Genomic DNA, 12,870 nt, shown 5'->3' with positions numbered 1-12,870 from the left:
TCGTACAGGTTGATATCAAGGCAGGGTCTTGCGAAATGGCTTGACCACGACCTTGTCGTAGACGCCGGCGGCAACGAACGGATCGGCTTCGGCCCAGGCCTGGGCAGCGGTCAGGGAATCAAACTCGGCGACGATCAGGCTACCGGTGAAGCCCGCAGCACCCGGATCGTTGCTGTCGATGGCTGGGTGCGGGCCGGCGAGGATTACCCGGCCCTCTGCACTGAGCTGCTGCAGGCGCTCCAGATGGGCCGGGCGTGCCGCCAGGCGTTTTTCCAGGGAGTTTTCAACGTCTGTGGCAATGATCGCGTAGAGCATGTCAGTCCTCGGTTTTAGGCGTGGTCGAATCGGCGTCGTGCAGGTGGCGGGACAGGTAGATGCCCTGGCCCACCAGGAACAGCAGGGTCATGCCCAGGCTGCCGAATACCTTGAAGTCGACCCAGTACTGCTGGAAGGTGAAGGCGACGAACAGGTTGGCCGCACCGCAGAACACGAAGAACACGATCCAGGCCAGGTTGAGGCGCGTCCAGACCGGTTCCGGCAGGCTGAGGGCGTGGCCCATGATGCGCTTGATCAGCAGCCGGTCGCCAATGAAATGGCTGCCGGCGAAGGCCAGGGCGAACAGCCAGTTGACCACCGGGGCTTTCCACTTGAGGAAGGTTTCGCTATGGAAGGCCAGGGTCAGGCTGCCAAATACCAGGCAGGCGATCAGCGTCAGCCACTGGCTTTTTTCCAGCTTGCGCTGCTTGATGAACAGGGCGCCGTAGACCACCAGCGAGCTGACGATCAGCACTGCCGTGGCGCTGTAGATGCCGCCGAGCGTCACGCTTTGACCTGCGATGTCGATGAGGCGGGGCTCGATTTTATAGACGATGAAAAACAGGAACAGCGGGATGAAATCGATGAATTGTTTCACAGTGGCAGCCAGAAGCAGGATGTAGCGGCATAATAACAAACATACTTGCCAGCGAAAGCGCCACCCAGAGGTTATTCAGTTCCCGTGGAAATCGACCTGCACTGCCATAGCACGGCCTCCGACGGCGCCCTGGCGCCAGCGGCCCTGGTTGCCCGTGCGCACGAGAGAGGCGTGCGAGTCCTGGCCCTGACCGACCATGACACCCTCGAAGGCCTGGCCGAGGCCCGCGAAGCCGCGCAGGCCCTGGGCATGCAACTGGTCAACGGCGTCGAGCTGTCCTGCACCTGGGGCGGCGCGACCATCCATGTGCTGGGCTACGGTTTCGACGTGGACGCGGCGCCGCTGGTCGAGGCGGTTGCCCGGCTGCATGAGGGGCGTTGGTTGCGCTCCGAGGAAATCGCTCGCAAGCTGGCACTCAAGGGCATGCCCGGTGCGCTCGAGGGCGCGCGGGCGATCCAGCAGGAACTGGGCGACAGCGGCAATGCCCCGGCGCGCCCGCATTTCGCCGATTTCCTGGTACGCGCGGGGTTCGTCAAGGATCGCGCCGAAGCCTTTCGCAAGTGGCTCGGTGCCGGCAAGCTGGGCGACGTCAAGTTGCACTGGCCCTCCCTCGAGGACACCGTCGGCACCCTGCGGGCGGCTGGCGCCTGGGTCAGCCTGGCGCATCCCTGGCACTACGATTTCACCCGCAGCAAGCGCCGCAAGCTGATTGCCGACTATATTCAAGCGGGAGGCCAGGCAATCGAAGTGGTCAACGGGCACCAGCCGGCCGAGCAGGTCGGCAGCCTGGCGATCCTGGCCCGTGAGTTCGGGCTGCTGGTCAGTGCCGGCAGCGATTTCCATGGCCCTGGGGGCTGGTCCGAGATCGGTGAGTACCGCCCGGTTCCCGAGGACTTGCCACCACTCTGGCGTCGGTTCAAATATGACCAGCCATCTACTGCCCGCGCCTGAACAGGAAGACAACGTGAGTCAATTTTTCCAGATACATCCGGAAAACCCGCAAGCGCGCCTGATCAAGCAGGCAGTGGAAATCATCCGCAAGGGTGGGGTAGTGATCTATCCGACCGACTCGTCCTATGCCATCGGTTGCCAGATCGGCGACAAGAATGCGGTCGAGCGCGTACGGCGCCTGCGGCAACTGGACGACAAGCACAACTTCGCGCTGATCTGCGCCGACCTGTCGCAACTCGGGCTGTTCGCCAAGGTCGATACCGGCCTGTTCCGCCTGCTCAAGGCGCATACGCCGGGGCCGTACACCTTTATCCTCAACGCCACCCGGGAAGTCCCGCGGCTGTTGCTGCATCCGAAAAAACGCACCATCGGCCTGCGTATCCCCAGTCATCCGATCGCCCTGGCGCTGCTGGCCGAACTGGGCGAGCCGCTGATGAGCGTGAGCCTGATCATGCCGGACGAGAGCGAACCGATGGTCGATCCCTACGAGATTCGCCAGTTGCTGGAGCATCAGGTCGACCTGATCATCGATGGCGGTTTTGGCGGGCTCAAGGCTTCCACCGTGATCAACCTGGCCGACGGCGATCCGCAAGTGGTGCGCGTGGGTTGTGGTGATCCTGCGCCGTTCATGGTCGAGGCCTGAATGTCCGCCGTTGAAACTGTCGACAGCCAGGCCGGAGCCCAGCAGGAACTGCCATTCGCCATGGTCTATGGTCAGGCGGTCATGGAAATGCCTGTGGACCTGTACATCCCGCCGGATGCCCTGGAAGTCTTCCTCGAAGCCTTCGAAGGCCCGCTCGACCTGCTGCTGTACCTGATCCGCAAGCAGAACATCGACATCCTCGACATCCCGGTGGCGGAAATCACCCGCCAGTACATGGGCTATGTCGAGCTGATGCAGTCGGTGCGCCTGGAATTGGCCGCCGAATACCTGGTGATGGCGGCGATGCTCGCCGAGATCAAGTCGCGCATGCTCCTGCCGCGTTCGGCCGAGGTCGAGGAAGAGGAAGACGACCCGCGGGCCGAACTGATTCGCCGATTGCAGGAGTACGAACGCTTCAAGACCGCCGCCGAGGGCATCGATGGCCTGAGCCGGGTCGGCCGCGAAATCATCGTCCCGCAGTTGGACGCCCCCGAGGCCCGTGCGCGCAAGCTGCTGCCGGATGTCGCCCTGGAAGAGGTGCTGATGTCCATGGCCGAGGTATTGCGCCGTGGCGACATGTTCGAAAGCCACCAGGTCAGTCGTGAGCAACTGTCGACCCGCGAGCGCATGAGCGACGTGCTCGAACGCCTCAAGGGCGGCGGTTTCGTGCCGTTCGTCGAGCTGTTCACCGCCGAGGAGGGCAAGCTCGGCGTGGTCGTGACCTTCATGGCGATCCTCGAACTGGTCAAGGAATCCCTGGTCGAGCTGGTGCAGAATGAGCCCTTTGCGGCGATCCACGTGCGTGCCCGAGCCGAATAACGAGCTTAATCAATGAACCTGACTGAACCCCGCGAGCTGGCCCCGCTGCTTGAAGCCTTTCTGTTGGCTTCGGGAAAGCCGCAATCGATGGAACGCCTGTACGAGTTGTTCGAGGAGGGCGAGCGCCCGGAGCCGCCGGTCTTCAAGAAAGCCCTGGCGATCCTGGCCAAGTCCTGCGATGGTCGTGCCTTCGAACTCAAGGAAGTGGCGTCCGGCTATCGGCTGCAGATTCGCGAGAAGTTCGCCCCTTGGGTCGGCCGGCTCTGGGAGGAGCGCCCGCAACGTTACTCGCGGGCGATGCTGGAGACCCTGGCGCTGATTGCCTATCGCCAGCCGATCACCCGTGGCGAGATCGAGGATGTGCGGGGCGTAGCGGTCAACAGCCAGATCGTCAAGACCCTGCTGGAGCGGGAGTGGATCCGCGTCGTCGGTTATCGAGAGGTGCCGGGCAAGCCCGCGATGTTCGCCACCACCAAGGCCTTTCTCGACTACTTCAACCTGAAGAACCTCGATGACCTGCCGCCGCTGGCGGAGCTGCGCGAGCTGGAACCGGACCCGGTGCTCGAGTTCGACGACGCGCCGGTGCCCGAGGGACTGCAGGCGCTGGCCGATGCCAGTGTCGACCCGGATGCGGAGGACGAGCCGAAGAAGGAAGAGACCAGCTTCCATACCCTGTTGCTGGAGCTGGACTCCATGGAAGAGGGGATCAAGACCGATTTCGACGATCTGCTGCGCGATGGTGATGTTCCGCTGCCGATCGAATCATCCGGGGATGAGCCCGGGATGTTTGATCTGCCGGAGCTGGAGGAGGACACGGAGCCTGAGCTGGGCTCCGAGTTTGATACCGAGTCTGAATTCGAGCCTGAGCCGGAGTCTGACGAAGCCACGGACGAGTCGGAGGAAGACCTGGTGGGCGCTGCCGAAGCCCGCGAACGCCTGCTGGCGGCGGTCGCCGCGCTGGATGCCGCCGCCAAGCCCGAGCCCGTGCCTGAGTTGAGTGACGAAGAGGCCGAGGCCCTGGCGTTGGCCGAGGCCATCGAGAACGAACGGCGCCAGTGGGAAGATTGAGGCGAACAGGGCTTTCCACCTCCAGCCGACAGACAACTGCTACTCTCTGATGCGTAACGTCGAAGATCCGCGTATGATTCGCGGCCCTTCGACGAACCCATTCGTCCAGAACAGTATTTTATCTCTATCAGGCCAGGCCTGAATCGACACACCGGGAGGTGCCCAGATGAGTGACAACGATCTGCAAGACCAGGACAGCCAACCTATCCGCCCCGCAGGCGAAAAACTGCAGAAGGTCCTCGCCCGTATCGGCGTGGGCTCGCGCCGTGATGTGGAAAGCTGGATCAGCCAGGGCCGAATCAAGGTCAATGGCGCCGGGGCGACCCTCGGCCAGCGCGTCGACCTGCACGACGCCATTACCATCGATGGCAAGGTCATCAAGCGCGAAGAGGCGTCCGAGTCCGTTCGCCGGGTGATCATGTACAACAAGCCCGACGGCGAGATCTGCACCCGTGACGACCCGGAAGGCCGTCCGACCGTGTTCGACAAGCTGCCACGGCCGAAAGAAGGTCGCTGGATCAACATCGGTCGCCTCGACATCAACACCACCGGTCTGCTGATGTTCACCACCGATGGTGAGTTGGCCAACCGCCTGATGCACCCGTCCTACGAGATGGACCGCGAATATGCGGTGCGCGTGCGTGGCGAAGTCGACGACGAGATGATCGAACGCCTCAAGGCCGGGGTCATGCTCGAAGACGGCCCGGCCAAGTTCACCGACATCCAGCAGGCACCCGGTGGCGAAGGCTTCAACCATTGGTACCACTGCGTGGTGATGGAAGGTCGCAACCGCGAAGTTCGTCGCCTGTGGGAATCCCAGGGCCTGGTGGTCAGCCGCCTGAAGCGCGTGCGTTTCGGTCCGGTGTTCCTCAACTCCGACCTGCCGATGGGCCGCTGGCGCGAAATGAGCCAGTACGAAGTCGACATTCTCAGTGCCGAAGTCGGCCTGACGCCGGTGGCGATGCCGCAACTGAATGCCAAGAGCAAGGACAAGCTGGAGCGGATGCAGCGTAAATCCTCGCGGCCGATGGCCCGTAGCGAACGCGTGCGGACTCTGCGTCCTGCCCTCGGCGAGTCGGCAGGTGCCGAACGTCCTGCTCGCGAGCCGCATATCGAAGGCGAGCGCCCGTCGCGCAAGCCGGCCGGTCGTCAGGATGGCGAGCGCGCCCCGCGTTCCCCGCGTCCTGCCGGTGGCCGTGGCGAGTCGAGCCGCGGCACGCCAGTGGCAGATCGTCCGGCGGACAGCAAGCGTCCGGGCAAACCGGCGCCGAAGTCCAAGCGTCCCGGCATCGGCCTGGTGGACAATGGCGCGCCTTCGGGCAAGCGTCGCGGTGCACCGTCCGGTTCCGGCCAGCGTCCAGGTTTCGGGCGGCGCAAGCCTGAATAAGCGCCGGATGCCTTGAAAAAAAACGCCAATCCTCGGATTGGCGTTTTTTTTTGCAGAAATTTTTTGCTGCTCCATGTGGAAAATTTTCGTTACAGACTGTCATTAAATTTTTACGAATTATCCGGTTAAACCCCCTGGATTCATTGGCTGTAGCACCCTGTAAGGGATAATTGCCGAGTGTCGAGCTGGCCGTCGTTTTTGCCTCGATGGCCCCCCTTGCCCCATGTCAGCCATGGCTGTGTGATATCCCCCTACCTGCCGGTAGTGGTCTGGCGGTGTACAATGCGCGCCGTTTTAACTGTGACCCCACTGCGTAATCGCGCATTGTGCTGTCCGGTGGCTGCCTTGCGACGCCCCGAAGGCCAATACCCTCAAGGTTATCCGCCTTGTTCACTCCATCCTGTCACAAGCACGATGGGTTCGATTTCGTCACAGATAAAAACAAACAGGTGACGCATGACTGGTAACAATCCTCGTAATCGCTGCCCTCTGAATGCCTGGCGTCCACGCTGTGGCCTGGTGTTTGTCCCCAGGGCTTCGTCTATCGCTTATCGCTGATAACTCGACGCCCAACGAACATCATCAAACCTTGCGTGAGACCCTTTTCAATGAGTGGAACCCTTCCTCCTTCGGGCGAGCTTAAGCGCGGCCTGAAAAATCGTCATATCCAGCTGATCGCCCTGGGTGGTGCCATCGGTACCGGCCTGTTTCTCGGTTCGGCCGGAGTGCTGAAATCCGCCGGGCCGTCGATGATCCTCGGCTACGCGATCTGCGGCTTCATTGCCTTCATGATCATGCGCCAACTCGGCGAGATGATCGTCGAGGAGCCGGTCGCCGGCTCCTTCAGCCATTTCGCCCACAAGTACTGGGGCGGCTTCGCCGGTTTCCTGTCGGGCTGGAATTGCTGGATCCTGTACATCCTGGTGGGCATGTCGGAGCTGACTGCGGTCGGCAAGTACATCCACTACTGGTGGCCGGACGTCCCGACCTGGGTTTCGGCCGCAGCGTTCTTCGTGCTGATCAACCTGATCAACCTGGCCAACGTGAAGGTCTTCGGCGAGGCCGAGTTCTGGTTCGCAATCATCAAGGTCGCTGCGATCGTCGGCATGATCGCCCTGGGCAGCTACCTGCTGGTCAGCGGCCATGGCGGCCCACAGGCCTCGGTGAGCAACCTGTGGGAACACGGCGGGTTCTTCCCCAATGGCGTCAGTGGCCTGGTCATGGCCATGGCGATCATCATGTTCTCCTTCGGCGGACTGGAAATGCTCGGTTTTACCGCAGCTGAGGCCGACAAGCCGAAGACCGTGATCCCCAAGGCCATCAACCAGGTGATCTATCGCATCCTGATTTTCTACATCGGCGCGCTGGTCGTGCTGCTGTCGCTGACCCCTTGGGACAGCCTGCTCGCCACCCTCAACGCGTCCGGCGATGCCTACAGCGGCAGCCCGTTCGTCCAGGTGTTCTCGATGCTGGGCAGCAACACTGCGGCGCACATCCTCAACTTCGTGGTCCTGACTGCGGCGCTGTCGGTGTACAACAGCGGTACCTACTGCAACAGCCGCATGCTGTTGGGCATGGCCGAGCAGGGTGATGCACCGAAGGCGCTGGCCCGCATCGACAAGCGTGGCGTGCCGGTGCTGTCGATTCTCGCATCGGCGGTGGTGACATTCATCGCGGTGCTGATGAACTACCTGATACCGCAACATGCGCTGGAGCTGCTGATGTCGCTAGTGGTGGCGACCCTGGTGATCAACTGGGCGATGATCAGCTACTCGCACTTCAAGTTCCGCCAGCACATGAACCGCACCCGGCAGACGCCGCTGTTCAAGGCGCTGTGGTACCCGTACGGCAACTATGTCTGCCTGGCGTTCGTGGTGTTCATCCTTGGCATCATGCTGATGATCCCGGGCATCCAGGTCTCGGTGTACGCGATTCCGGTGTGGCTGGTGTTCATGTGGGGTTGCTATGGCATCAAGAACCGCCGCAGCGGCCAGCAGGGCTTGCCGACCGCCAGCTCCGCGCTGAAGTAACCGCCTGCTTGCAACGGACAAACCCGGCCCTGCGCCGGGTTTGTCATTTCGGTATCCTGAATATTCCCGAGGTCGGACGTTTTTCCCATGCTGGTCATTTCCAACACTGTGCAACTGCCGGACAACGAGATCGAATGGACGGCCATCCGTGCCCAGGGGGCGGGTGGGCAGAACGTCAACAAGGTCTCCAGCGCCGTGCACCTGCGCTTCGACATTCCGGCGTCATCGTTGCCGCCGTTCTACAAGGAGCGCCTGCTGGCCCTGAGTGACAGCCGCATCACCAGCGACGGGGTGGTCGTGATCAAGGCCCAGCAGTACCGGACCCAGGAGCAGAACCGTGCCGATGCCCTGTTGCGCCTGGTGGAATTGATCCAGGCAGCGACCAAGGTCGAGAAAAAGCGCCGGCCGACCAAGCCGACGCTGGGCTCGAAAAAGCGTCGCCTGGATGGCAAGTCACAGCGCGGGGCGATCAAGGCCGGTCGCGGCAAGGTCGATTACTGAATCTGAAAGGCCTGTGGCGAGCTGGCCTGTGGCGAGCGGGCTTGCCCGCGCTGGGGCGCGAAGCGGCCCTGAAACAGGCAACCCGGCTCTGCCTGATGTACCGAGATGAGGGGTTTTGGGGCTGCTTTACAGCCCAGAGCGGCGGTGCGGCGATCCGACAAGCCCGCTCGCCACAGGTCCGCTCGCCACAGGTATTCAGGCCTGGTCGCGCTGCTCCCGGCTCCTGGGCGCCTGGCGGTACAGGTAGACACTCAGGCACAGGCCGGAAACTGCCGCCAGCGCGGCGAACAGGAAGATCGAGGCGAAGCCGAAGCCGGCGGCAATCGCACCGACCAGTGGGCCGGTGATGCCCAGCGACAGGTCGATGAACAGCGAATAGGCGCCCACCGCCGCGCCACGGCTGGAGGCCGGCACCAGGTTGACCGCCTCCACGCCCAGTGCCGGGAACACCAGCGAGAAGCCGAATCCACTCAGCGCCGCGCCTGCCAGGGCCCAATGGGCGTCCGGGGCGACCCACAGCAGCAACAGCCCCAGGGTTTCCACCGACAGGCAGGCGATCGCCACGCGAAAGCCGCCGAGACGGTTGATCAGGTTGCCGAACAGCAGTCGGGCGCCGATGAAGCTCGCGCCAAACAGGCTCAGGCACAATACCGCGTTGCCCCAGTGCTGGGTGGCGTAGTACAGAGTGATGAAGGTCGCGATGGTGCCGAATCCGATGGAGCCCAGCGCCAGCCCGGTACCATGGGGCAGCACCCGGCCGAGCACGTGCAGGAACGGCAGGCGTTCACCGGCCACGATCGGTGCTGCCTGCTTCGGCCAGGCCAGCAACACGCCAATGGTCGCCAGCAGCAGGATGCTGACGCCCATGCTCCACAGTCCCAACTGGTTGACCAGCCACACCCCCAGCGGTGCGCCGATGGCCAGCGCGCCATAGCTGGCGATGCCGTTCCAGGAAATCACCTTGGCGGTGTTCTGCGCGCCGACCCGGCCGATGCCCCAGCCAATCGAACCGGAGCCCACCAGGCTTTCGGCACTTCCAAGGATCAGCCGGCCGATGAACAGGCTGGCCAGGCTCAGGCTCGGCGCTCCATGCAGGAAACTGGGCAGCAGCATGAATACTCCGCTCAGGCCGCAGCCCGCCAGGCCATAGATGACGGCACGCTTGGCACCCAGGTTGTCGATGATCCGACTGGCGTAGGGGCGGCTGAGCAGGGTGGCGAGGTACTGCACGCTGATCACCAGGCCGGCGATGACTGCGCCAAAGCCCAGTTCGCTGTGGACGTAACCCGGCAGCACCGCCAGCGGGATGCCGATGTTCAGATAGCCGATGAAGGTGAACAGGACGATGGAAACGACTTGCAGCGTCACCGCGAGCGGGCGCTGGGAATCTGACGTGGGCAAAGACTCACCGTGGCAGCGAAGGGGAAAGATAGGCTGCTTATGATAACGAGGCTAAGGGACTTGTAGGGGGTTAAATCGAAAAAAACGCAGGAGAAATCATCAGGACTGCGGCTGCGCCAACAAACGGGTGGTCACCAGTGCGGCCAGGGCGTTTTCCTGGCTGCCGAAACGGGCGAGCAGGGCGGCCTGTTTTTCCTCGGGCAGGTTGTTCCACAGGGTGATCATCTGTTCGGCTGCGCCGATCAGCAGGTTGGCCTGGGATTCGTCGAAGGTGTCGGTCACGGCATGTTCCTGGGGATTCGGACCTGCCTGGCCGTGTGAAAAAACATCAAGAGTGGTTTTTTCACACGGTCAGCTATTGCAGGCTTCAGTCGTTACTGTCGGCCTTCAGGCTGTCGGCAGCCTCGGTCGTTTCAGGCTGTTCAGCGCTGGCTTGTTGCGGGGTTTTCTGCTCAGTCTCGTGCAGGCTCGGGAAGGGGAAGTTGGGTATTTCGTGCATCGTCGTCACTCCTTGCAAAGTCTGTTTTTTAAATCGCTGGGTAGATCCGCGCTTTTAAAAAGCCAGGGAAGGATACAGCACTGGACGTGACAGAAAGATTTTTTATCTTTCATGCAGGCCAGTCATTCGTCGCGGGAAGGCTCGGCGATGGCCTGGTCGGGCATGAGCGGGCAAGCCCGCTCATGCCAGGTCGTCTACTTGCAGACGGCCGCAATTGCCTCGGCCAGGGCATCCAGACGGGTTGCGTCGATGCCGGCGACATTCGCCCGGCCCGAGCTGACCATATAGATGCTGTAGTCGTCACGCAGGCGTTGCACCTGGGCCGGCGACAGGCCTGTGTAGGAGAACATGCCGCGTTGCACGCCGATATGGGCGAAGCGTTCCGCCAGGCCATGGGGCTGGAGCGCCTTGACCAGGCCGCTGCGCAGTTGGGCGATCCGCGTGCGCATGGCTTCGACTTCCTCGCTCCACAGTTTCTTCAACTGGGGGTCGCCGAGAATGGTCAGCACCACCGCCGCACCGTGATCCGGCGGGTTGGACCAGAGGTTGCGCGCCACCGCCGCCAGCTGGCTGCGTACATCCAGCAGTTTTTCCGCGTCGGCGGTGCAGACGAGCAGGGCCCCGGTGCGTTCGCGGTACAGGCCGAAGTTCTTCGAGCAGGAGCTGGTGATCAGCACCTCCGGCAGTTCCCTGGCGAACAGGCGCACCGCCCAGGCATCTTCCTCGACGCCGTCACCAAAGCCCTGGTAGGCGAAGTCGATCAGCGGCAGCAGTTCGCGCCGGCGCACGACTTCCAGGACCCGCTGCCAGTCGGCGTGGGACAGGTCGAAGCCGGTCGGGTTGTGGCAGCAGGCATGCAGCAGCACCACGTCACCTTTGGGCGCCTGCTCCAGCGCGGCCAGCATGCCGTCGACGTTCAGGCGGTTATCCGCACCGACGTAGGGGTAGTGGCTGATCTTCAGGCCGGCGGCGTTGAAGATGGTCTCGTGGATCGGCCAGGTCGGATCGCTGAGCCAGATGCCGCGTCCCGGCAGGCTCTGGGCGATGAAGTCCGCGCTCAGGCGCAGGGCGCCGGTGCCGCCCGGGGTCTGGGTGGCGCCGACCCGACGCTCGGCGATCAGCGGCGAATCCGCGCCCATCACCAGCTCGCACAACAGGCTGCCGAAACGCAGGTCGCCATGGCCGCCGATGTAGGACTTGCTCGGTTGCCCGTCCACCAGCTTCTGCTCGGCCAGCTTGACCGACTGCAGGATGGGCGTCAGGCCTTGGGCGTCCTTGTAGACACCCACGCCGAGATCGAACTTGTTCGGGTTCGGGTCCTGGGCATAAGCCTCCAGCAAGCCGAGGATCGGGTCGCCTGGTACGCGCGCGATGGCGGTGAAATGCATTATTTAAGGCCCTCGGCGGTTTTGCCGACCTCTTCGGTGCGTGCCGCCATGATGAAATCGTTACGGTGCAGGCCCTTGATGGAGTGGCTCCACCAGGTCACGGTGACTTTGCCCCACTCGGTCAACAGGCCCGGATGATGGCCCTCGGCTTCGGAAATGGCACCGACGGCGTTGGTGAAGGCCAGCGCGAACTGGAAGTTCTTGAAGCGGTAGACCTTCTCCAACTGCATGATGCCGTCGCGAACTTCGATATTCCAGTCCGGAATCTGCTTGAGCAGTACCGGCAGTTCTTCATCGCTGACCTGCGGGGCATCGGCGCGGCAGGCTTCGCAGTGGGCTTGGGTAAGAGTGCTCATGGTGTTTTCCTGTCTGTCGTTCTTGTTCGTTGCACGCCCCTCGGCGATGCCGTTCGCTGGCATCGGCGCGAGGGCTCTTGGGGAATGGCCGCAAGTCGCCGCTCAGGCGGCCTTGGGCGGGAATTTCGGGGTGTGCAGACCCAACTGCATGGCCTGCTCGACCAGTCCCATGATGTCTTCATGGGCCAGGTCGAACAAGCGCTTGAGTTCTGGCAGGGCGAAGTACACCGGCTGCAGGATGTCGATGCGGTACGGCGTGCGCATGGCTTCCAGCGGGTCGAACGGCTGATGTTCGGGTTCGTCGGACAGGCTGTAGACCGTCTCCTTGGGCGAGGAGAGGATGCCGCCACCGTAGATGCGCCGGCCTTGTGGCGTGTCCAACAGGCCGAATTCGATGGTCATCCAGTACAGGCGCGCCAGGTACACCCGCTGCTCCTTGGTGGCCTTGAGGCCAAGCTTGCCGTAGGTGTGGGTGAATTCGGCGAACCAGGGGTTGGTCAGCAGCGGGCAGTGGCCGAAGATCTCGTGGAAGATGTCCGGTTCCTGCAAGTAGTCGAGTTCCTCTTCGGTGCGAATGAAGGTGGCCACTGGAAACTGCTTGTTGGCCAGCAGTTCGAAGAAGGTCTGGAAAGGAATCAGGGCCGGCACCCGTGCGACCTGCCAGCCGGTGGTCGCGGCCAGCACCGCATTGATCTCGCCCAGTTGGGGAATCCGGTCATGGGGCAGGCCGAGCTTTTCGATTCCGTCCAGGTATTCCTGGCAGGCACGGCCCTCGATCACTTTCAACTGGCGGGTGATCAGGGTATTCCACACCTTGTGCTCGGCGGCCGGGTAGTCGATAAACCCTTGCGCATCGGGCTCGCGAGCCACGTATTGCGTCTGCTTCATACAGCTCTCCTGCTAGAGGGATCGTT

At 62.7% G+C, this 12,870-nt stretch carries 15 protein-coding genes; 7 read left to right on the top strand and 8 right to left on the bottom strand.

The window, feature by feature from the left end:
* Positions 1–15 precede the first annotated feature (15 nt).
* Positions 16–315: a YciI family protein gene (locus tag AC6I6U_RS28160; RefSeq protein WP_497879250.1), complete on the bottom strand. Its 300-nt coding sequence runs from the start codon at positions 313–315 to the stop codon at positions 16–18.
* 1 nt (position 316) lies between these two features.
* Positions 317–913, bottom strand: a complete 597-nt coding sequence (locus AC6I6U_RS28155; protein ID WP_497879249.1) for a septation protein A — start codon at positions 911–913, stop codon at positions 317–319.
* Positions 914–997: 84 nt separating this feature from the next.
* Between AC6I6U_RS28155 and AC6I6U_RS28150 the strand changes: the two genes are divergently transcribed.
* The 7 genes from AC6I6U_RS28150 (at position 998) to arfB (ending at position 8,312) form a co-directional block, all read left to right on the top strand.
* The gene (locus AC6I6U_RS28150) at positions 998–1,864 is read left to right on the top strand and encodes a PHP domain-containing protein (protein ID WP_497879248.1); all 867 of its coding nucleotides are present in this window, start codon (positions 998–1,000) and stop codon (positions 1,862–1,864) included.
* A gap of 13 nt (positions 1,865–1,877) precedes the next feature.
* Positions 1,878–2,507, top strand: coding sequence for an L-threonylcarbamoyladenylate synthase (locus AC6I6U_RS28145; RefSeq protein ID WP_497879247.1), 630 nt, complete (start codon positions 1,878–1,880; stop codon positions 2,505–2,507).
* Positions 2,508–3,326 carry a segregation and condensation protein A gene (locus tag AC6I6U_RS28140; RefSeq protein WP_497879246.1) on the top strand — a complete coding sequence of 273 codons (819 nt, stop codon included), beginning with the start codon at positions 2,508–2,510 and terminating at the stop codon, positions 3,324–3,326.
* 12 nt (positions 3,327–3,338) lie between these two features.
* Positions 3,339–4,394 (top strand): SMC-Scp complex subunit ScpB, encoded by a 1,056-nt coding sequence (gene scpB, locus AC6I6U_RS28135; RefSeq protein WP_497879245.1) that lies wholly within the window; start codon positions 3,339–3,341, stop codon positions 4,392–4,394.
* A 166-nt stretch (positions 4,395–4,560) separates the two neighbouring features.
* On the top strand, positions 4,561–5,781 hold the full coding sequence (rluB, locus tag AC6I6U_RS28130; RefSeq protein WP_497879244.1) for a 23S rRNA pseudouridine(2605) synthase RluB: 1,221 nt from the start codon (positions 4,561–4,563) through the stop codon (positions 5,779–5,781).
* A gap of 608 nt (positions 5,782–6,389) precedes the next feature.
* Positions 6,390–7,811 carry an amino acid permease gene (locus tag AC6I6U_RS28125; RefSeq protein ID WP_497879243.1) on the top strand — a complete coding sequence of 474 codons (1,422 nt, stop codon included), beginning with the start codon at positions 6,390–6,392 and terminating at the stop codon, positions 7,809–7,811.
* An 87-nt stretch (positions 7,812–7,898) separates the two neighbouring features.
* Positions 7,899–8,312 carry an alternative ribosome rescue aminoacyl-tRNA hydrolase ArfB gene (arfB, locus tag AC6I6U_RS28120; protein ID WP_497879242.1) on the top strand — a complete coding sequence of 138 codons (414 nt, stop codon included), beginning with the start codon at positions 7,899–7,901 and terminating at the stop codon, positions 8,310–8,312.
* 195 nt (positions 8,313–8,507) lie between these two features.
* Here arfB and AC6I6U_RS28115 read toward each other — a convergent pair whose 3' ends face one another.
* From AC6I6U_RS28115 to phhA, 6 genes are all read right to left on the bottom strand, one after another.
* Complete coding sequence (locus AC6I6U_RS28115; protein ID WP_497879241.1) at positions 8,508–9,713, bottom strand: MFS transporter; 1,206 nt, start codon at positions 9,711–9,713, stop codon at positions 8,508–8,510.
* Between the two features lie 99 nt (positions 9,714–9,812).
* Positions 9,813–9,995 (bottom strand): hypothetical protein, encoded by a 183-nt coding sequence (locus tag AC6I6U_RS28110; protein WP_497879240.1) that lies wholly within the window; start codon positions 9,993–9,995, stop codon positions 9,813–9,815.
* Positions 9,996–10,080: 85 nt separating this feature from the next.
* Positions 10,081–10,212 carry a hypothetical protein gene (locus AC6I6U_RS28105; protein WP_497879239.1) on the bottom strand — a complete coding sequence of 44 codons (132 nt, stop codon included), beginning with the start codon at positions 10,210–10,212 and terminating at the stop codon, positions 10,081–10,083.
* 194 nt (positions 10,213–10,406) lie between these two features.
* Entirely contained in the window at positions 10,407–11,600 is a 1,194-nt protein-coding gene (locus AC6I6U_RS28100; RefSeq protein WP_497879238.1) for an amino acid aminotransferase, read from the bottom strand.
* Positions 11,600–11,956: a 4a-hydroxytetrahydrobiopterin dehydratase gene (locus AC6I6U_RS28095; protein WP_497879237.1), complete on the bottom strand. Its 357-nt coding sequence runs from the start codon at positions 11,954–11,956 to the stop codon at positions 11,600–11,602. The genes AC6I6U_RS28100 and AC6I6U_RS28095 overlap by 1 nt, the downstream gene beginning before the upstream one ends.
* Positions 11,957–12,058: 102 nt before the next feature.
* Positions 12,059–12,844, bottom strand: a complete 786-nt coding sequence (gene phhA, locus AC6I6U_RS28090; protein ID WP_497879236.1) for a phenylalanine 4-monooxygenase — start codon at positions 12,842–12,844, stop codon at positions 12,059–12,061.
* Between the last annotated feature and the right edge of the window lie 26 nt (positions 12,845–12,870).

This window comes from Pseudomonas sp. UTLPPB19802 (assembly GCF_059730225.1).
This window is presented reverse-complemented; position numbering and strand designations above follow the sequence as displayed.